The sequence below is a fragment of the Achromobacter sp. Marseille-Q4954 genome, assembly GCF_943737025.1.
GTDB classification, from domain to species: domain Bacteria; phylum Pseudomonadota; class Gammaproteobacteria; order Burkholderiales; family Burkholderiaceae_B; genus Achromobacter; species Achromobacter bronchisepticus_A.
Map to the genome: position 1 here is coordinate 3,547,111 of NZ_CALSFQ010000001.1, position 19,012 is coordinate 3,566,122.

A 19,012-nucleotide genomic window follows, 5' to 3' on the forward strand; every position below is an offset into this window, starting at 1 on the left:
GGTCGTCTCAGAAAACGGAAAATAAAGCACGCTAAGCCGGTTGCAGCGGCCGTAGCGGCCTGAACTTGCCCGCGCCGATCTTGGCGCTGCTGCGCCAGAGGTAATCGCCGGTCAGGTTGATGTGCTCCCAGCCGAGCGGCGACAGGTACTGCAACAGGCCGTCATCGACGGCTTGACCGTGGCCACGCAAGGCGTTCGCGGCCCGCTCCAGATAGACCGTGTTCCATAGCACGATGGCCGCCGTCACCAGGTTGAGGCCGCTGGCCCGGTAGCGCTGCTGCTCGAAGCTGCGGTCGCGGATTTCCCCCAGGCGGTTGAAGAACACGGCGCGGGCCAGCGCGTTGCGCGCCTCGCCTTTGTTCAGCCCGGCATGCACGCGGCGGCGCAGCTCGACGCTTTGCAGCCAGTCCAGGATGAACAGTGTGCGCTCGATGCGTCCCAGCTCACGCAGGGCGACGGCCAGGCCGTTCTGGCGCGGGTAGCTGCCAAGCTTCCTGAGCATCAGCGAGGCCGTCGCCGTGCCCTGCTTGATCGAGGTGGCCATCCGCAGGATTTCATCCCAATGGGCGCGGACGTGCTTGATGTTGAGCGTGCCGCCGATCATCGGTTTCAACGCCTCGTAGGTGGCATCGCCCTTCGGGATGTAGAGCTTGGTGTCGCCCAGGTCACGAATGCGCGGGGCGAAGCGGAAGCCCAGCAGGTGCATCAACGCGAAGACGTGGTCCGTGAACCCTGCCGTGTCGGTGTAGTGCTCCTCGATCCGCAGGTCGGATTCGTGATACAGCAGGCCGTCGAGCACGTAGGTCGAGTCGCGCACGCCGACGTTCACGACCTTGGTGTGGAACGGCGCGTACTGGTCGGAGATATGGGTGTAGAACGTCCGCCCTGGGCTGCTGCCGTATTTCGGATTGATGTGGCCGGTGCTCTCGGCCTTGCTGCCGGTGCGGAAGTTCTGGCCGTCCGACGATGACGTGGTGCCGTCGCCCCAATGCTCGGCGAAGGGATGTCGGAACTGCGCGTTGACCAGCTCGGCCAGTGCCGCCCCGTAGGTTTCGTCGCGGATGTGCCAGGCTTGCAGCCAGGCCAGCTTGGCGTAGGTCGTGCCGGGGCACGATTCCGCCATCTTGGTCAGGCCCAGGTTGATCGCGTCGGCGAGGATCGTGGTCAGCAACAGGTTTTTGTCCTTGGCCAGGTCGCCTGACTTCAGGTGGGCGAAGTGCCGGGTGAAGCCCGTCCATTCGTCTACCTCCAGCAGCAATTCGGTGATCTTGACGTGCGGTAGGATCATCGCCGTCTGGTCGATCAGGGCCTGTGCGGTATCGGGCACCGCCGCATCGAGCGGCGTGATCTTCAGGCCCGACTCCGTGATGATGGCGTCCGGCAGCTCGTTGGCCAGCGCCATGCGGTTGACGGTGGCGAGCTGCGTTTCCAGCAGCGTCAGCCGGTCATGCAGGTACTGGTCGCAATCGGTGGCCACGGCCAGCGGCAATTCGCTGGCCTGCTTGAGGCTGGCGAATTTCGCGGGCGGCACCAGGTAGTCCTCGAAGTCCTTGAACTGGCGCGAGCCTTGCACCCAGATGTCGCCGGAGCGCAGCGCGTTCTTCAGCTCCGACAGCGCGCACAGTTCGTAGTAGCGCCGGTCGATGCCGGTGTCGGTCATCACCAGCTTCTGCCAGCGCGGCTTGATGAACTCGGTCGGCGCGTCGGTGGGCACCTTGCGGGCGTTGTCGCTGTTCATGCTGCGCAGCACCTCGATGGCGTCGAGTACGTCCTTGGCGGCGGGCGCGGCCCGCAACTTGAGCACGTCGAGAAATTCCGGCGCGTAGCGGCGCAGCGTGGCGTAGCTCTCGCCGATGCGGTGCAGGAAATCGAAGTCCTCGGGTTGCGCGAGCCGCTGCGCTTCGGTGACGCTCTCGGCGAAAGCATCCCAGGACATGACGGCCTCGATGGCGGCGAACGGATCGCGGCCCGCTTGCTTGGCCTCGATCAGCGCCTGGCCGATGCGCCCGAACAGCCGCACCTTGGCATTGATCGCCTTGCCGGATGCCTGGAACTGCTGCTGATGCTTGTTCTTGGCGGCATTGAACAGCTTGCCCAGGATGCGGTCATGCAGGTCGATGATTTCGTCGGTGACGGTGGCCATGCCCTCGATGGCGAGCGCCACCAGGGTCGCGTAACGCCGCTGCGGCTCGAACTTCGCCAGGTCGGCGGGCGTCATCTGGCCGCCCTCGCGGGCGATCTTGAGCAGCCGGTTCTGGTGAACCAGCCGCTCGATGCCGGAGGGCAGGTCGAGCGCCTGCCACGCCTTGAGGCGTTCGATGTGTTCCAGCATGTGCCGCGAGTTCGGTTTGACCGGGGATTGCCGCAGCCAGGCCAGCCACGTCGTCTTGCCGTTGTCGCGGCGCTTGAGCAGATCGTCGAGGCGACGGCGATGCACGTCCGTCAGCGGCTCAGCCAAGGCGTCGTAGAGACGCCGGTTGGCGCGGGTAATCGCTTCGGCGCTCGCCCGCTCGACGGCGTTGAGGGCGGGCACAATGACCGACTGCCGCCGCAGGTGCTCGATCAAGGCTCTGGCCAGCACGATGCCCTTGTCGGTTTGCATGGCCAGCTCGGTCAGCAACTGGACAGCCTGCCGGTAGTGGCCAATCGTGAACGGCTGGAAGCCGAACACCGTTTGCAGCTCGACCAGGTGCTCGCGTCGGGTCTGCTCACGCTGCCCGTACTCGTCCCAGCTTTCGATGCCGACCTTGAGCTGGTTGGCGACCAGTCTCAGCAATGGCGGGAACGGTGGCTCATCAGCGCCAAGGATGACGCCGGGAAAGCGCAGGTAGCAGAGCTGCACCGCGAAGCCCAGCCGATTGGCCGGGCCGCGCCGCTGCCGGATGATGGAGAGGTCGCTTTCGCTGAACGTGTAGTGACGGATCAACTCATCCTTGGTGTCCGGCAACGCCAGCAGGCTTTCGCGCTCGGCGGCGGAGAGGATCGAACGGCGGGGCATGCGGTTTCCTTCTTCTTGAAAACGTAGGTTTGTGACAAGCCCGCCAAGGCAACCGGCGCGGCACGGGAATCAAGGCATTGCGATTCTCGAAAATAGTTCTTGAAATTCTATTCTTGATTGCATATCATCTCAACGAGTTTCGATAAGAAAGGATGCGCATGCGACCGTCTGTTGTGCTTGACATGAAGCGAAGCGCAGTGCGTGAAGCGGTAGGCCGCTTTCGCGCCGCGAACCCGCGCGTCTTCGGCTCGGTGCTGCATGGCACCGACCGGGATGGCAGCGACCTCGACCTGTTGGTCGATGCGCTGCCCGGTGCCACGTTGTTGGACTTGGGCGATTTGGAAGAAGAACTGAAATCGCTGCTCGGCGTTGACGTCGATCTGCTGACTCCCGGCGACCTGCCGCCGAAGTTCCGGGCCAAGGTGCTCGCGGAGGCGCAACCGATATGAGCGAGAACCGCCTGCCCGATTACCTCGACCACATTCAGCAGGCCGCAACCGATGCGCGCAGCTTCGTGGAAGGGATGGCCAAGGACGACTTCTTGGCCGACAAGCGCACCCAGCAGGCCGTCATCATGAGCCTGATCGTCATCGGCGAGGCGGCCACAAAGGTGATGGATGGCTACGTCGAGTTCACCCAGGCGCATGCCGACGTGCCGTGGCGCAGCATGCGCAATATGCGTAATCGCATGGCTCACGGCTATTTCGACATCAACCTCGATGTGGTGTGGGAGACGGTACAGGAATGGCTGCCGGCGTTGCTCCAGCAATTGCCCGCCGTGCGTCAGGATGCCGACGATGAAGACCGTAACGACAAAGGCATGGAGCCATGACCAATCAAGCCGCCGATGTTCGGCCCCTCTGGCGTGTTCGATCCCGCGACCTATGAGCCGCGCTCGGGCAAGACCTTCTGGATGGCCGCAACGGACGTGAGTTCGCTGGTGGGCAAGGAGGCAGCAGCCGACACGCTCATCGGCAACTGCACGACCGCACGACCAGCCTCCCGTTCAAATTCGAGTTAGAACTCATATCCAGCCTGTCTGGGGGCACTGTGAAAGAGGGATCTCCGATGACTGTTGAATCGAGAATATTTTCTGTAGCCGAGTATGTTCAGCCGTCCGAAGGCGAGCCTATTCGTTCCGTTGTGCTTGAAACCCGAGACTCAATTATCGTGGTTTGGCATGTCCATCCCGGGCAGGAAATTGCGGCTCACATTCATCCTCACGGCCAAGACACGTGGACTGTTTTGTCGGGAATGGCTGATTACTTTCAGGGCAATGGGATTGTTCGTGCCCTCAGGGAAGGTGAGATAGCCGTGGCAAGACCGGGCCAAGTGCACGGGGCGCGAAATACAGGTACCGAGCCATTTGTGTTCGTCTCGGTTGTGGCATCAGCCAATGCCGGTTTCGTATTGGCTGAGCGATAGAGCCCAATCTCTGGAGTTGGTCCAATGAGCGGTCGGGGAGATAGGTAACAGACATGCAGCGGACACGGCTGCTAAACCAGGTCGCAAACCTCCTTGCGTCGCAGCGTGCCGCAAGCGACGCGATCAATCGAATGGGGTCGGCATGAGACTGAACACCATCCAGTTCCCGACCGCGTAGCCGCCTGTCCTGCCGATCAGGTCTTGACCATCGACGCCTGGGATCAGTCCTGAATGTTCTTGGAGACCACTACGTTATGAGCCGCAGCCGCCGCAAAACACCCATCGTCGGGCACACGACCTGCGGCAGCGAGCGCGAGGACAAGAAGCTCTGGCATCAGCGCTGGCGCACCCGTGAGCGCACGGCGCTGACCAGCGCGTCGCCCGAAGCCCTGAGCGCCCATCTGCCCCTGCTGGAAAACCAGGCCAGCAGCGTCTGGTCGATGGGCAAGGATGGCCGCTCCTACTGGCCCGTCAAGCGCCAGGCCGCCACGGCGGATCGCATCGCCAATCACAAGGGACGCAACCCGCAAGAACGCGCCTCCCTGAAAAAGCGCCTGCTGCGCAAGTGGATGAGCAAATGAAGCTCTCCTTCCATCAGCACATTGCGCTGTTCTGGATGATCGGTGCTCCGGGCGTCTTCGCGCCCGTGATCGAGAACGCCAAGCGGCCCGATGCCGGCGCCGTCATGGCGTGGGGTGTCGCGATCGTGGCGGTGATGATCCTCTTCACCCCTTTGCTGCTGCGCTGTCCACCATTCCGGCGCTGGTATGGCCGGACGGATGCGCTGTCGGAGCGGCAGCGCCAGGCGCTTGCCGAGCGCGGCCTGCGCCGCTACTACCAGACCGCTTTCGATGACGGCTACGTGCCCCGCGTGATGCCCTACGTGTGGCGCATCATCTGGACGGTCGGCGGGTTGATGGCTGTGACCGCCGTACTGCCTACCAACACCGGACGGCCAGCCTTCGATGCCTTGGTGGTCTTCTCGACCTGGTATCCGATAGGCGTGATGCTGCTGGTTTTCGCGTCGAGGCCCCTTGGCCGGTTGATTCGCCAAAGAGCACAGGAGCGGCGGAAATGAGCACGTCAACCATCGAGGCGCTGGCCAGCGCCTGGGCAAGGATTGCCGAGGAAGCGGAATTCCCCGCTGACTACGAGGGGACTGCCACACCACAAGCGCATCGGGCTAGCGAAGCTATTCAGGAGCAGATTCGGGAGCGCATCGTCGCCACCAACGACATGCGGCTGTTCAGCCTGCTGCACCTGCTGGGTCAGGCGTCGCTGCGCATGGAGCAAGCGCTGTGGCCGGAGGATTACGAGCGGATGACGCGCGAGGTTGAGGAAGCCCTGCGGCAAGCCACCGACGCCAACGCCAGATCGTACACCCACGAAGAAGTGATGCAGGCGATGCAGGAACGCATCGACCGGGCGCGAGACAAGCCATGTTGATTGGCTATGCGCGCGTCTCGACGCAGGATCAGAACCTGGAGCTGCAACGCGAAGCCTTGAGCAAGGCCGGATGTAAAAAGGTCTTCGAGGACAAGGTGAGTGGCACGCGGGCAGACCGGCCTGGCTTGGCCAAGACGCTCGAAATGCTGCGCGAAGGCGATACTTTGGTCGTCTGGAAGCTCGACCGGCTGGGCCGGTCGGTCAAGCAACTGGTCGATCTGGTCGGCGATCTGCACAAGCACGGTGTCCAGTTCAGGAGCCTCACCGACTCCATCGACACCGGCACACCATCCGGGCGGTTCTTCTTCCACGTCATGGCGAGCCTTGCCGAAATGGAGCGCGAGCTGATCGTCGAGCGCACCCGCGCCGGGCTGGAAGTCGCCAAGCAGCTCGGCCGCAAAGGCGGCCGCAAGCCGAAGATGACCGACAGCAAGATCGAGTCGGCCAAGAAGCTGCTGGCCAGCGGGGTGCCGCCCAAGGACGTGGCCAAGAACCTCGGCGTGTCCATTCCGACGCTGTACCGCTGGGTGCCAGCCTCCACGCACGCTTAGCGTGCTTTATTTTCCGTTTTCTGAGACGACCCCTACTGGTGCAGTCGCCTTCTGAAAACGACACCCGAACAAATCCCGGAAACCACCGTTTGCTGAACAGTCGGCAGGGTTACGATGAAACACAAACAAATCCCGCTCACTGCCTGAACTGGCCCATTGCCACGGCCAGCCAGTAGGCCGCCTGATACTGCGGCCATGCCGCAAACTCTGGATCGGCTGCGCGATGCTGGGCACGCTCATAGAGCACGCGCACGCGGTCAGCGACGGGGCCGCCCGGCTGCTCGATGATGGCGTGCAGCAGCCCGGTAAATGCCTTGTGGTCGCCGCGATTGATGATCTCGTCAACGCCTGCGAGTGACCTCAGCGGATCGCCGGAAAGTCGGACTGACTCCAACTCACCCGCCCAGCCTGCCGCCGCTATCTCGTTCATGTCATCGATGGTTAAGGCCGGAGTAGCTCTGCCTGCGAACAGGCCGATAAGGCCGTCGATGGTGCCGGTAGGCTCAAGGTCGATGATCGCCGCCCGGATCGGCGGCCCCACGGTGTCCTCATGGGGAGTCTCGCGGTACTGCCCAACAGGCGTCCACGTCCAGTCGCGGCGGTGCCGGGCTACATCTGCCACGCGCACGGCGCGGGCGTGGTCAATTCCAGCCTCGCAGGGCAGCATCACGGGCAGGTCAGGTGGCAACTCGCGTAGCTGCTCGATGAGATCGGCAACCGTCATGGCACCACGCTCTCTGTCGCTCGCCAGCTCGATCAGGCATCCGATGTCATCTAGTGCCACCGTCAGCGCGTCGGATCGTGCTTGCCGGACATCGACTCTCATATATTGGTACTTGGGGCTGCAATGTGCCGTTGCGCCACAGGCATCGGCAAGCGCCTTGATCGCCCACCGCCACCTATCCCAATGAGGACGACCCGGCCAGTGGTCACGCAGGGGCCAGTCGTCGGGGCGGTCGAGCGGATGCCGCCCGGCCTCGATGTCGTCCAGCATCTGCCCGAGGATTACCAGCGCCCGTGCCGCATCCGGCGACGGCTCGCCAAGCTCGGCAGTTAGTACGGCAAGCGCCGGGCGTGCTCTGGTGGCTGCTCGCTGTAGGTCGTTCATTGCTGTATCCATCGTTTCAGCCGTTCGGCCAGTGCTGTAGGTTTCTGTGTGGAAGGTTCATCTTGCAGCCCCTTCGTCACCCAGATCGGCAGTTCCAGCGGCAGGCTGACTTCGCCACGGTCTCGGGCCTGCAACTGCGCCCGCGCCCACAGCCCGTCTTGTTCCATCTCTGCCCGCAAGGGCAGGGTGTGTACATCCTCGAACTGCTCCCGGTCGAATGGCACCCCAGCCACGGTCAGCCGCTCAGGCATGGGCCGTTCCTGGCCGTGTTCGCAGACGAGCACATCATCACCGCGCCGGATGATGTAGCACCCGGTCGGATCAGCGCTCATCCGCTCCGGCGACGCCTCTACAAAGTCGGCCCGGTTCTCGTCAAACGCCCAGATTCTCATGCGCAACCCTCCCTGATCGGCAAAGGGTGGTGGCGGGAATGTGGCTGTATTGTGGTGAAGTGCCACGCTATTACCACCATGCGCACACACAGCCGCCACAGTGTCGCCACCGTCTTACCAATATCCCGCCACCATCGTTCCACCATATCACCACCTTGTTACCGTCATCATTGACACCATGCCGCCACCGTCTTTCCACACTGTTCCCACCATTGCCAGTGGCATCATGGCGCGGGAGTGGCAACAGGGGAGTCCTCTTGTGGCGGTTTAGGATCGGCATCCCTCGCCGCCTGTTCCTGCATCACCCGGCGATCCTGTTCGGCCAGACCTTTTGCATAGGCCTGGGCGAATTCCTCTGGTGTCATGCCCTGTTCTTCCGCCGTGTCCATATACGCCGAGAAGCGGGCCTTGAGAGCGTCCATAGGAGCAGTCAACCCAATCAGGCTGAGTCCATGCTCAAACTGGACGGCGTGCATGAAGGTGCGTTCAAACGCCGCCCAGCGAGGATCATCATCGCTGGGCTCCGGCTGAGTGGCGTCAGCTTCCTGCGCGGCCCTCAGTTCCGCCAGACGGCGCTCCAGGGCGGCCATCGACTCTTCAATGCGCTTGCGCTCGTGCCCCAGTCTGCGCTCCGCATTCTGGGCGAGGATGATCCGGTTCAGGTTGCCCCAATATGTGTCGATCCCCTGACGCTCCAGCGCCGTGGCAGCAGCGCCGATGTGTACGCCGGGCAGGCGGTCGAGTTCCTCGGCGGCGGCTATATCACCTCGTTCCAGCGCGTCTTCGCGCTGTACTGACAGTGTGCGGTGATCCCACCGCTCATCCAGTCCTGCCCGCTCTATATGCTCGTTGCCGATCAGCGCCCATTGCTCGCGCCAATATCGGAGCGTCTTCGGCCCAAGTTTCCGGTCAATGAACTCGCGTCCCTTGATCTTCGAAAAGCCCTCTGGCGTCAGTTCGCGGGTCGGCATCAGAAGATGTGCATGGCTGCCGACAACGCCCTTTTGGGAGCCATCCCACATCTTCGGATCATCGCCGTGGATTGCCCAATCAACAGGTATGCCGTGCCGGTCAGCAATGCGTTGGGCAAGGTCACGCACCATCTTGATTTCCTGCTCTTTCGTGAGTCCATGCGGCAGTGCCACGATGAACTCATGTGCCAGCCGTGCATCCTTCCGTGCCTCGGCGGCTTCGACTGCATTCCATAGCGCCTCACGGTGGCTAGCCCATGACGGCGCTCCGGGCGGCAGGACGATTTCCGTGTAGTCGATCCGGCGCTTGCGCGTGTAGTCATGTACTTCGCCTGTGCGGTAGTCCGTGACGATGCCGCCACTGCGGTACGCAGCGGCGGCTGTGGCCGAAAAGCCGTGGCCTTGTTTGGCGGCATCCCGCTGTTTGCCCTTCTTGCCGCCGTCGCGGGATATGTAGTTCAGCTCCAGCCGGTACATGCCGCCACCTCCATCGAAAACCTGTTGGCACCGTCTCCCCCATTGAAAGCAGCTTGAAGGGGGTCAAGGGGCACGGCCCCTTGCGCAGGCGTCGCGCAGCGATGCGTAACTGCGCTGTTGCGGTTCCCGCAACAGATGAAAACCACCACCATCTTGGCCCCACACGGGACACACGAGACACAAGACAGATGATAACGCCGAAGCTCCTTTTTGTCCTCGATAAATGGCATTTAATGGCAGCATGTCCTGCGGATTGAAAACTGATTGGCGGCGCGTCCGCAGTTGCTCGCACGCCACGAGTGGCGAAAACTTTTTGGAATCAAGATATGGACTACAGTCCCTATTAAATCAAAGCGTTAGCGCATCTTTAAGCCGTTGATTGAAAAGATTTTGCTGCTGCATAGAGGTAGTATGAGAACGAAAAAAGTATGGATAAGTTGCTTTGCCACCGTGCTTATCACCCCTTGACTATGCTTCATTTCAAGCAGACATTTCGCTTTGAGACATGCCAAATGGAGCAGAGCAAAAGTGCAGCAAGCAGAGGAACAGAAGCGCGGCAGGGGAAGGCGTCCGGCAAGCGAGCTGACAGAGAAGCGCGAACGCGAAATCGCCGCATTGGCAGCGGCAGTGGCGAAACAGCAGCAGCGGCTTGAAGAACTGAAAGAGGCTCAGCGGAAGGCCCAGAAGGCCGCGCGGCGCACCTACCTGAATCAGCGCAAGTTCGCGGTCGGTGGTCTCGCCCAGATCGCCGGGTTGCTGGAGGCAGATGCGGGCTTCGTGCTTGGCGCAATGCTCGTCATTGCCGATCAGCGTGAACGCGATGGGACATGGCCTAGCTCAGTCTTCCTTGAATACAAGGCGCGTGGTGATGAGGTACTGGCCGCCCGTGCCGCCGCCCGCAAGGGCCGCAAGCAGACCGATGACGACGATGAAGACGACACCGAGGTCGAGGCCGCTGCCGCGCTCTCTCAGGAATCACGCTATCAGGAAGGAGCATCCTAAATGGCCGCCGCCATGCCTTTCTCACCGTGCGACGATGCCACGTCTTGCACAGATCACTCCGTGGATATGCTGCGGTCGATCTTCGGCCCGGTCATTGATGCGCTGGTAACTGGTGCGGACCCGGATAGCGTCAGCGCCGCGAGCAACGTGATAGCGACGATGATGTCGTTTTTCAACTCCGGCATCCTGATCGTTGGCACGCTCATTGTCAGCTACGTCGCGGCAATGGGCACGATCAACACGGCCAACGATGGCGAGGCAATGGGGCGCAACTGGTCGTCGCTCTGGACGCCCGTGCGGATCGTGGCCGGTGGTGCGGTTCTGCTGCCGACAGCTAGCGGCTATAGCTTCATCCAGCTCGTGGTGTTGATGTTCGCGCTGTGGGGCGTCGGGTTCGCCAATGGCACCTACAAGACTGGCATGGCGATTGGCGTCCTAAGCCCAGATGGTGTCGTTCAAGGCGTGAATGACCCCGGCTCGTTCTACGGGCTGCGCGACTTCGGAAAGCAGTACCTCGCCGCTTCCTATTGTGCCCGCGCTGCAAACCAGATTTATCCGGGGGCACAGGTCAGTGCGGCACCCAGCGCCGATAAGACCACCACGAATGGCGGGCGTACCGAATATCTCTTCCAGATCAAGGATCGGAACGCCACGACGAATTTGGGTGGCGGAGAACCGCTGTGCGGCACCGTCAGCATCAGCCAGTACACCGCACAGCCCGCAAAAGACGCAACCGGCATTGAGGCAGCGCTGGAGCAACTCCGCGCAGCAGCGCAGAACGCCAAGATTCAGGCCGCAACCAACCTCATGACCGATCTGGAAGCATGGGTGAATACCTGGCCGGATGACATCTCGGGCGATTGGTCGAACGTGGATTCAGCCAAGTTCAACGAACTGGTGAATAGCGCGGAAACCCAAGTCGCGGCAGCCCTCATGGCTGCGCTGAGCGACACAACGGCCGTGAAATCCGGGTTCCAGTCGCTGGCCACTTCCCTGACCAGTGAGGGCTGGGCGATGAGTGGCGGCTGGTATCAGCGCGTGGGCGAGGTGCGGGGACGCATTGCTGCAATTACGTCCGAATCGGTTGGCTCCGTCAGCGCCCCATCGCTGTCCGCGCTGCCCGCCGATGCAGCGGCCAGCCTCCTTATTGGCAGCGTGACGACGGTCACCGAGGCGATCAGCAAAAAATCCGAGATCAAGGGGAACTACAAGGCACCGACCAGCGGCCCCGGCGACCTCACCAGCGTCATCCCGAAGGACGCGCAGAGCGACATCAACATCGGCAGCATCAATGCCGACTTCGACGCCAAAGTCAGCCTCTGGATCAACTCCATGATGGAGTCGATGGTTGAGATGGCAACCGGCGCGAACACCTCCGGCACCACGCCTCTCTGCGGCACCGCAGGCCAGATGGGCGGTTCGCTCAACCGGATGAAGTGCATCGGTGACTACCTAACGGTCGCCCGCGCTGGAATCGGTGCAGCAGACGTGGCGATCAAAACAGGAGCCACCGCGCTGCGCGTAGTCGCTGGCACGTTGTCCTCGGTCAAGGGTGTCGGCACCGGCCTCGATCTCGACAAGGTGGTAACGCCAATCTGGGATTGGGTGATCGAAGTGCCGGTCAAGCAGCTTGCCATGATGGCTACGTACATCGAGCCGATGGCCTTCTACTTTGGCGTCTTCCTGCCAAGCCTGCCCTACGTGATCTTCATGACCGTGGTGGTCGGCTGGATTCTGGCTGTGCTCCAGTCGCTGATTGCCGCGCCGCTGTGGGCGGTCATGCACATGACGCCTGACCGCACCTTCGTCGGCAGCCAATCGCAAGGCTACCTGCTGCTGTTGTCGCTGTTCGCCCGCCCGGCGCTGGCAGTGGTCGGCCTGTTTGCGGCCATGCTCGTGTCCGACCCGATCATCGACTTCATCGCCAAGGGCTTCTTCGCAATGCGCGGTGCCGTGGTCACATCAACCGGCACGGTCGGCGCAATCAGCTCGTTCCTCTCGTTTGCATGGTGGTTCATGGTCTTCGGCCTGACGCTCCTGCCGGTGCTCTACATGACCTTCGGCCTGCCGCAAATCCTGCCGGATCATGTGCTGCGCTGGATCGGTGCTGGCGTCAGCGACCTCGGCGAGACGCAAGCAGTCGGGCAGATGCGCAGCGGCATGGCACACGCCGCGTCAAGTGGTGCGCTGCCCAGTGGCGGCAGCAGCCCATCCCGGCGAATCGGGGGTGACGGCGGATTGCTCCCCGGTGGCGGCAATGGCGGCACACCACCCACCGGCAATGGCGGTGGCACTCGCGGCACTGCGACGCCTAAGCGGGCGTTGCTGAGTGCAGGCGACCAAGGTGTCGCTCCATCCGCTCCCGACTCACCCGCTCCGGCCCATCAGTCCGACAACCGTTCTGGGCGGCAAAAGGTCAGCGATGCCGCAGGCGTCGGACTGGGCCGAGCTGCTACCGGTGCAGCGGGAGCTACCGCCCGCAGCGCAGGCCGTGTTGCTGATGCAGCGATCTCGACTGGCAGCGCCGGAGTTGCTGCGTACCGAGACGCCAGCGAAAGTGGTGCAAGCCTCGGTCAGCGCATTCGGGCTGGGCTGACTGGCTCCGGTGCAGCCGCCGTCACTGGCTTTGGCGGTGCAGCTTCCGCATCCGCCAATGATTACGCCGCATCTGGTCGCACAGCTCTTGCCGAAGGCAAGGCCGCCTACTCCGAGGGGGCCGACGCCCGCATTGCGGCCTACAAGGAGTCGCTGCGCGGGAAACCCGTTAGCACCGGCAGCGAAGTCGTTACCGACTCGGACGGCATCGACCAGTCCTATGACAGCCGCTACTCCCCGCCACCGACCGATACCGATAACGGCGAAACCTCGCCGGACAAGGAGTGATGACCATGTACAAAACCGACGAGGCATTCACCGCCGAAAGCCATGGATTGGTCGTAGGTAAGGCTTACGGCCTCCGCCAAGGCTACGACGAGGGCTGGAATGCCGCTATCGCTCATGTGCAGCCTCAGTACGACGCCGCGCTCCGCGAGCAACGCGAGCTGGCCTATGCGCTAAACGCATTGTCGGTCATCGCCTATTCCGCGCTGGCTGCCCTGAAGGCAGCCCCAGAGCAGCATCGTCTCGCGGTCACCGACATCTACGCCAAAGAAGTGAATCGGTTGATGAAGGCTGGCCAGAACGCCCCCGGCGCGATCCGTGCCGTGCCGCACACCGACCCCGCCTTGCTCGCTCGGGAACACGACATCGCCAACCTGGTGCGGCAATGGTTTGAGCAATCACTGGCTCTGGCGAAGCAGCAGCAACGCTCCAACGACAACTCCCCCAGCCCATGAAGGAGGGCCATATGGACATGATCGACACCACCGTTCCCGCCGCCGTGCTGGCCATCCTGCTGTCTGTCGCGGACACCGTGTTGGCCCAGCGTAAACGCCGCAAAAACTCCCGGAGGGCTCGCGCATGAAGTTCATCAGTGGCGCGAAGCGCGCGGCCAAATTCACCTTGGTGGACATGCCGCTATCAATCCTTGGCTGGCGTCAGCTCAAGGCGAACCACGGATTCATCAGTGATCTATGGCACACCCTGCGCAATCCACGCTGTCCCGAATGCAGCCGCGGCGTCATGCACCTGCCCGCCGACGCCCAGTCCGATGACAAGGCGCTTTATGGCTGGGAGTGTTCCGCCAAGTGCGGCTTTGGCGTGTTCGCCCCGAACGACCAGACCGAGATTCGCCGCATCGTCGAGGCCCGCATAGCCGAGCGAGGAAAACAGCGCCTTGCCTTCCTCGGTGACCCCGAGCGGAACAAGCTCATCAGCAGCCACCTATGGAAGTCTCGCGCATACTGGGCAGTCGTCTTGCTTGCGTTCCTGATGGCCGCTTGGCTACTCGCAATGGGCGCTCCCATGGTGGTCGTCCTGAGCGTGCTATCGCTCACGTTGGCAGCCTCCAGCAATGCGATCCGCTGGAGCTATCGAGCATGGCAGATGCGTACTGGCACGCTGTTTGTCCCCGGCGCATTCAGCCGCTATGTGCGCGACATGCTATGGATTCGGAGGGTGCAGTAATGACCTCGATCCTGCGCACTGTCTTGCAACGCCTTAGCCGCGAGCGAATCACCGCGATCTGCTGCGCACTCGGCACCTGCCTCGCGCTCTGGGTGGAAAGGGACGTGCTGATTAACGGGCGCCCCGCCGACCAGCTCGGAACCATCGCCCTCGCCATCGTTGTCCCAATCCTATACCTGACGCCGCTGGTCTGGCTCGTTTACCGCTACCTCGTGAGGCCCGCCCATGAAAACCGCTGACAGCTATCTCGTACTGCGCGTCTCGTGGCTGCGCGAGCACGATCAGGTCATCGCCGAGCTGGTTGAGCTGTGGCTCGACCGGCAGGCCAAGCAGCAGCCCGAACCCAAGCCCATACGCATCAGGGCACAGCACAACGCCAACATCAGGATCAGGAGTCACCATGCCCATGCGTAACAAGCTCACCCCAGTGGCCGTATCGGTCAGCCACTTCGTCCGCAGCAACACCCGGTTCGCCCTCGGCATCGCCGTGGGCGTGTCGGTGATGTTCGCCGGGTACGCCGTGTCGGCGGTCAGCTCCGGCAGCGGCAGCATCCTCGGCAACGCGAGCAGCCAGTTGCTCTCTCAACAGACCTCGGTGGTCGCGGACAGCATCAAGGCCGACGCCGAAGCCTGCGCGACTGGTACTCAAGACGGCAGCATCGGCCACTCGATCCAGCAGGCCATGCAGATTCACCAGACGATTGCCGCCGCTCCGGTGAACGTCGAATCGCTGTTCGATGTGAACAGCGACTGCTTCTCTGGCCTCAACCAGATTTACGACCTCTCCTTCTCGATCCCGAGTCTTGCAAGCATCGTCGGCGCTGCCAGCGATGCCGTCATGAAGTACGCCCAGAAGAAGGTCTGCACGGCGGTCAATCAGGTGTCCGGCCTCGTCACCTCGCCGATCAATCAAGCCATCGACAAGATCAACGGCATGGGCGCGTTCGGCGACCTCAACGGGCTGACCAATGGCCTTGTGCAGCAGGGAATGGCCCACATCGACCCCAATATCGCAGCCGGTTACAGCAACAACCAGAGCGGCGGCACCTACACCGTGGGCACCAACCCGTTCGGCAGCTCGCAGGTCGATTTCGGCGGCTCCACCGGCACGAATGGGGACATGGGCAGCACCAACGCCCAAATCAACTCGCTCAACCAGCAGATCGCCAACGTGCAGGCTCAAGTCGGCCCGGCGCAGTACCAGCTCCAGCAGGCCCAGCAGCAGCTCTCGAACTGTCAGGCGTACCAGTACAACAACTGCACCTCGTATCAGCAGCAGGTCGCCAACGCCCAAAACCACCTCAACACCCTGAACGGGCAGCTCGCGACCCTGCAAACCCAGTTGGGCAACACCTCGCCGAGTATCTATGGCACCCAGACTGCCAGCGCGAGGAGCGCCCCAGCCGCCGCGCCGAAGCCAGCGGCATCGGACAGCAGCAGCTTCATCCAGTCCATCGGCAACCTGTTTAACTGAGATGGAGCAGAGTCCATGTTGAGAACAATCACCACCACCCTCCTGACCCTGAGCTTGGTCGGCGCTGCCCATGGCCAGATGCCCGTCCCGCTTCTCGACAACGAACCAGCCGCACCCAACGCAGCACTCTGGGCCGTGGCTGGCCCGATGCTGCAAGCGGCGCTGGAATGCCGCGAAGACCTGCCTGACCATCCGGCCACCCGCGCCCTGCTGCCGCGCAAACCAGCAGGCGAGGAACAGCACTACCGGCTGACGCCTCCCAGCGGATTCAAGGTGTTCGGCCTGCCGGTGGCCGAGATTGAGGTCTGGGTCGATGACGGCAGCGGCGAACTTGGCCACGGCTACACCTCACACATCCGGGGCAGGACACTGGCCGAAGTTGCCAAGGCGGCCAAGCTGAACAAGGGCAAGAGCTTCCACAACCGGAAAACGTCGATGGGTGGCTTAATGGCCGATCAGCCGTTCGGGCCGGAATCGGTGCAACTGACCTGCACCATCGACGGCACCTACGCCGCCCACGAAAACGAGTACCGGGAGCCATGACCATGCGCAAGCTGCTTGCTCTGGCCGCACTGGTGGCCGTGACTCCGGCACTGGCCGATACCTGCATGGTGTCGCCAACCGAGAAACAGACCGTCTCCGGGCGCTTCGGCAAGTTCCGGGGCGGTGGCTCTGGCAACTTTGGCAGCGCGAACCAGAAGCCGCACATGCACGATGGTCTGGACTTCTCGACCAGCGGTGCATCACAGCCTCTGTACGCCACAACGGACGGCAAGATCACCTTCATCGGCAACCGGCGCTCGGCAGGCAACGCGATCCTAATCGAGCGCAGCAATGGCGACGTGGTGGCGTACTACCACATGAGCGGCTTTGCCACCGGCTTGAAACAGGGCATGGAGGTCAAAGCCGGGCAGTACATTGGTCTGTCCGGCAACACACCCAGCGACGCGATGGTGAAGCACCTGCACTTCACCTACGGCACAGCGCAGAAGGATGAGGCCCGAGCCAAGGCGTTCACCCAGAGCGCATCACAAGGCACCTTCAATCCCGGCCAACTGCCGTTCGCGTTCAATCAGCAGCAAGGTATCGGCTGGAAGACCGATCCGGCTCCGTATTTCTGCGCGACTTTCCCGATCCAAGACGGCAATCCGCAGCACTACCCGATTCTGGGCAAGGACACCAAGGAACAGCATGCGATCCTGTTCGGCAACGTCCCTCCGGGCGGCGTGGCTCCGAACGTCAAGTTCGAGCCTGCGCAGGTCGTGGCGGCGAATGCGGACGCGGCGCTGGCCGCCGCCGAGGGTAAGTCTCCCGCCGAATGGCTGTCGGACAAGGACGGCTACGGCTCGCTACCGACCGCGCCCATCGGCGGCTATCAGACGATGAGCACCCAAGAGATGCTGCTGACCGAGGCGGGGCGTCGGCTCAGCGACGCCGAGTGGAATAACAACGTCACCAAGGTATCCAGCCGGGCGCTCTGGTCGGATTACGTCCATGCCGTTGGCGTCAGCAACTACTTGTCTGAGGCGATCTACCGCAAGAAGGAGCGTGTCGAAGCTCTGCTGGCCACCTACACGTCGCAGAAGACCGAGCGGCTGCGGCGACAGACTCAATCAGCACATGAGCGGGCGCAGCGCGGCGGCGTTTCGCGCAGCATCCAATAGTGGAGGAAGGCAATATGTTTGTGTTTCTGCACCCAGACGTGATGGAGCGTCTCTGCATGGAGAAGGAAGAACGTCAGAGGTTTGTCCAGGCGATGCGCTCGTGCCCCGGCGTGATTCTGGAAATGCTGCCATTCGCGCCCAGAAAGCGCAGGCCGGAACCTCGGATCGTGCTGATTCCGTCCAGTTTCCGACGGCAGCGGGAGTACCGCCGCGAGGAACTGGTCATCTGCTGCGACCAGTTTGATCTCGTCGAGAAAATCACGCTGCTGGCGTACATCTCGATACTCCAGATGCGGATCGAACAGGCGGTCATGGAGGGGCGGTAGCCCTACCCCTGCCGGGCTTTGACGATGGCGGCGGCGGCAACAGCCGCCGCTTCGTTTTCGGCAGCCTCACGCGCCCACCAGGCTGGCTGGGCGGCAGCACTCGACAGCGCCCCGGCTGCCCACATGGCAAGCTCCTTGTCGCCCAGATTGATAGCCTGAGTGAACACCGCGCCAAGCTGCCGCAGCTCGTCGGCCAGTGTCTGATATTCGGCAGCGGTCGGCATCACTCCACCCGGCCCTTTCTGGCTCCCTTCGGCGCGACCCCTGCCGCAGCCAGCCGCTCTTCGAGGCTGGCAAGCTGCCGCTGGACATCGCCAGCCTTGGCAAGCTGGCCTTGCAGGTCGATCACCTGCTGCTCGGCTTTTGCGAGTGCTACACGGGCTTCCCGCAGTTCGGCCTCCATGCGCATCGAGTGTTCGGCACGCTCTTCAAGGCGGCTAACCTTCAATTCCAGCGCCCGGTTCGCCTCACGCAGCGCGGAAAGCTCATCGGCGCGGGCGGCGTCCTGCGTCTCCAGCCGGGCGATTTCCTCGGTTGCCTCGGCCAGTTCAGTCTTCATTGCGCTGACGCGGGCTTCGGCGTCCTTGCGCACCGCCTCGGATTCCACCCGCGCCTGCTGGGCAACCTCGGCGTAGATGCTGCGCACGAGGTCTGCCCCGCGTGCCAGCAGAGCGTCCGGAACTTCTACCGCAGCCTCTTCGCCTTTTTCGCGCCGGGCTTCCCAGTCGGCCAGCATCGGCTTGAGCGTGGTGAATGACCCACCGACGCGCTGCTGGATCAGTCGGAAGGTGGGCTTGCCGCGTGCGGCGACGATGGCATCAGCGGCGGCATCTACCGCCTGCTGAGTGACGACCTGCTGCATGACTGCCTCCTTCTCATCGTAACATCATAACGTGTTACGTTATGATAACGTAACGATAGGAGTAAGCCAAGGTGAAACAGCCTTCGCTCCCTTTGGTCGCTGCGCGTCCGCCCGTGGACAACCTGCCCGCCCACAGCGCAAGGCTATGGACGGCCCGCCGCTGGCGGGTACGCAGGTATGCCCACCGGCTCCCTTGCTGGGGCTACTCGCATTTTTCAAATGCTGGATGGGCTACTTGCTGACGCCTCGCT

At 62.7% G+C, this 19,012-nt stretch carries 23 protein-coding genes; 17 read left to right on the top strand and 6 right to left on the bottom strand.

What is annotated here, in order from left to right; genetic code table 11:
• Positions 1-31: 31 nt before the first annotated feature.
• Positions 32-2,998 carry a Tn3-like element ISPa38 family transposase gene (locus tag NGK62_RS16595; protein ID WP_003100881.1) on the bottom strand — a complete coding sequence of 989 codons (2,967 nt, stop codon included), beginning with the start codon at positions 2,996-2,998 and terminating at the stop codon, positions 32-34.
• Positions 2,999-3,156: 158 nt separating this feature from the next.
• On the opposite strand from NGK62_RS16595, the gene NGK62_RS16600 reads away from it, so the two are divergent.
• The 7 genes from NGK62_RS16600 (at position 3,157) to NGK62_RS16630 (ending at position 6,420) form a co-directional block, all read left to right on the top strand.
• On the top strand, positions 3,157-3,447 hold the full coding sequence (locus NGK62_RS16600) for a nucleotidyltransferase family protein (RefSeq protein WP_001247892.1): 291 nt from the start codon (positions 3,157-3,159) through the stop codon (positions 3,445-3,447).
• Positions 3,444-3,830 (top strand): HepT-like ribonuclease domain-containing protein, encoded by a 387-nt coding sequence (locus tag NGK62_RS16605; protein WP_003100872.1) that lies wholly within the window; start codon positions 3,444-3,446, stop codon positions 3,828-3,830. The genes NGK62_RS16600 and NGK62_RS16605 overlap by 4 nt, the downstream gene beginning before the upstream one ends.
• Before the next feature lie 236 nt (positions 3,831-4,066).
• Positions 4,067-4,423: a cupin domain-containing protein gene (locus NGK62_RS16610; protein WP_003465043.1), complete on the top strand. Its 357-nt coding sequence runs from the start codon at positions 4,067-4,069 to the stop codon at positions 4,421-4,423.
• A gap of 254 nt (positions 4,424-4,677) precedes the next feature.
• The gene (locus NGK62_RS16615) at positions 4,678-5,004 is read left to right on the top strand and encodes a hypothetical protein (protein WP_003100858.1); all 327 of its coding nucleotides are present in this window, start codon (positions 4,678-4,680) and stop codon (positions 5,002-5,004) included.
• Entirely contained in the window at positions 5,001-5,501 is a 501-nt protein-coding gene (locus NGK62_RS16620) for a hypothetical protein (protein ID WP_003100856.1), read from the top strand. Before NGK62_RS16615 ends, NGK62_RS16620 begins: the two co-directional genes overlap by 4 nt.
• Complete coding sequence (locus NGK62_RS16625; RefSeq protein ID WP_003100853.1) at positions 5,498-5,869, top strand: hypothetical protein; 372 nt, start codon at positions 5,498-5,500, stop codon at positions 5,867-5,869. The genes NGK62_RS16620 and NGK62_RS16625 overlap by 4 nt, the downstream gene beginning before the upstream one ends.
• Positions 5,863-6,420: a recombinase family protein gene (locus tag NGK62_RS16630; protein WP_251879198.1), complete on the top strand. Its 558-nt coding sequence runs from the start codon at positions 5,863-5,865 to the stop codon at positions 6,418-6,420. The genes NGK62_RS16625 and NGK62_RS16630 overlap by 7 nt, the downstream gene beginning before the upstream one ends.
• A 136-nt stretch (positions 6,421-6,556) precedes the next feature.
• Here NGK62_RS16630 and NGK62_RS16635 read toward each other — a convergent pair whose 3' ends face one another.
• From NGK62_RS16635 to mobQ, 3 genes are all read right to left on the bottom strand, one after another.
• Positions 6,557-7,528 carry a hypothetical protein gene (locus NGK62_RS16635; protein WP_251879200.1) on the bottom strand — a complete coding sequence of 324 codons (972 nt, stop codon included), beginning with the start codon at positions 7,526-7,528 and terminating at the stop codon, positions 6,557-6,559.
• Complete coding sequence (locus NGK62_RS16640; RefSeq protein WP_251879202.1) at positions 7,525-7,920, bottom strand: hypothetical protein; 396 nt, start codon at positions 7,918-7,920, stop codon at positions 7,525-7,527. The genes NGK62_RS16635 and NGK62_RS16640 overlap by 4 nt, the downstream gene beginning before the upstream one ends.
• Before the next feature lie 224 nt (positions 7,921-8,144).
• Positions 8,145-9,368, bottom strand: a complete 1,224-nt coding sequence (gene mobQ / locus NGK62_RS16645; protein WP_251879204.1) for a MobQ family relaxase — start codon at positions 9,366-9,368, stop codon at positions 8,145-8,147.
• 528 nt (positions 9,369-9,896) lie between these two features.
• Between mobQ and traD the strand changes: the two genes are divergently transcribed.
• The 10 genes from traD to NGK62_RS16695 all read left to right on the top strand — a co-directional run bounded on the left by traD (position 9,897) and on the right by NGK62_RS16695 (position 17,899).
• On the top strand, positions 9,897-10,370 hold the full coding sequence (gene traD, locus NGK62_RS16650) for a conjugal transfer protein TraD (protein WP_033945014.1): 474 nt from the start codon (positions 9,897-9,899) through the stop codon (positions 10,368-10,370).
• Complete coding sequence (locus tag NGK62_RS16655; protein WP_104148303.1) at positions 10,371-13,253, top strand: DotA/TraY family protein; 2,883 nt, start codon at positions 10,371-10,373, stop codon at positions 13,251-13,253.
• Between the two features lie 5 nt (positions 13,254-13,258).
• Positions 13,259-13,705 (top strand): hypothetical protein, encoded by a 447-nt coding sequence (locus tag NGK62_RS16660; protein WP_033945011.1) that lies wholly within the window; start codon positions 13,259-13,261, stop codon positions 13,703-13,705.
• Between the two features lie 124 nt (positions 13,706-13,829).
• On the top strand, positions 13,830-14,435 hold the full coding sequence (locus NGK62_RS16665; RefSeq protein WP_033945009.1) for a hypothetical protein: 606 nt from the start codon (positions 13,830-13,832) through the stop codon (positions 14,433-14,435).
• Positions 14,435-14,674: a hypothetical protein gene (locus tag NGK62_RS16670; protein ID WP_033945008.1), complete on the top strand. Its 240-nt coding sequence runs from the start codon at positions 14,435-14,437 to the stop codon at positions 14,672-14,674. Before NGK62_RS16665 ends, NGK62_RS16670 begins: the two co-directional genes overlap by 1 nt.
• Positions 14,661-14,849 carry a hypothetical protein gene (locus NGK62_RS16675; protein WP_033945006.1) on the top strand — a complete coding sequence of 63 codons (189 nt, stop codon included), beginning with the start codon at positions 14,661-14,663 and terminating at the stop codon, positions 14,847-14,849. Before NGK62_RS16670 ends, NGK62_RS16675 begins: the two co-directional genes overlap by 14 nt.
• On the top strand, positions 14,842-15,909 hold the full coding sequence (locus NGK62_RS16680; protein ID WP_251879206.1) for a hypothetical protein: 1,068 nt from the start codon (positions 14,842-14,844) through the stop codon (positions 15,907-15,909). The genes NGK62_RS16675 and NGK62_RS16680 overlap by 8 nt, the downstream gene beginning before the upstream one ends.
• Positions 15,910-15,924: 15 nt before the next feature.
• A complete protein-coding gene (locus tag NGK62_RS16685) occupies positions 15,925-16,452 on the top strand; it encodes a hypothetical protein (protein ID WP_251879209.1) in 528 nt (175 codons plus the stop codon).
• Positions 16,453-16,454: 2 nt separating this feature from the next.
• Complete coding sequence (locus NGK62_RS16690) at positions 16,455-17,573, top strand: M23 family metallopeptidase (protein ID WP_251879211.1); 1,119 nt, start codon at positions 16,455-16,457, stop codon at positions 17,571-17,573.
• Between the two features lie 14 nt (positions 17,574-17,587).
• On the top strand, positions 17,588-17,899 hold the full coding sequence (locus NGK62_RS16695; protein ID WP_251879213.1) for a hypothetical protein: 312 nt from the start codon (positions 17,588-17,590) through the stop codon (positions 17,897-17,899).
• Positions 17,900-17,901: 2 nt separating this feature from the next.
• Here NGK62_RS16695 and NGK62_RS16700 read toward each other — a convergent pair whose 3' ends face one another.
• Entirely contained in the window at positions 17,902-18,123 is a 222-nt protein-coding gene (locus tag NGK62_RS16700) for a hypothetical protein (RefSeq protein WP_251879216.1), read from the bottom strand.
• A complete protein-coding gene (locus NGK62_RS16705; RefSeq protein ID WP_251879218.1) occupies positions 18,123-18,761 on the bottom strand; it encodes a DNA-binding protein in 639 nt (212 codons plus the stop codon). The genes NGK62_RS16700 and NGK62_RS16705 overlap by 1 nt, the downstream gene beginning before the upstream one ends.
• Positions 18,762-19,012: the final 251 nt, after the last annotated feature.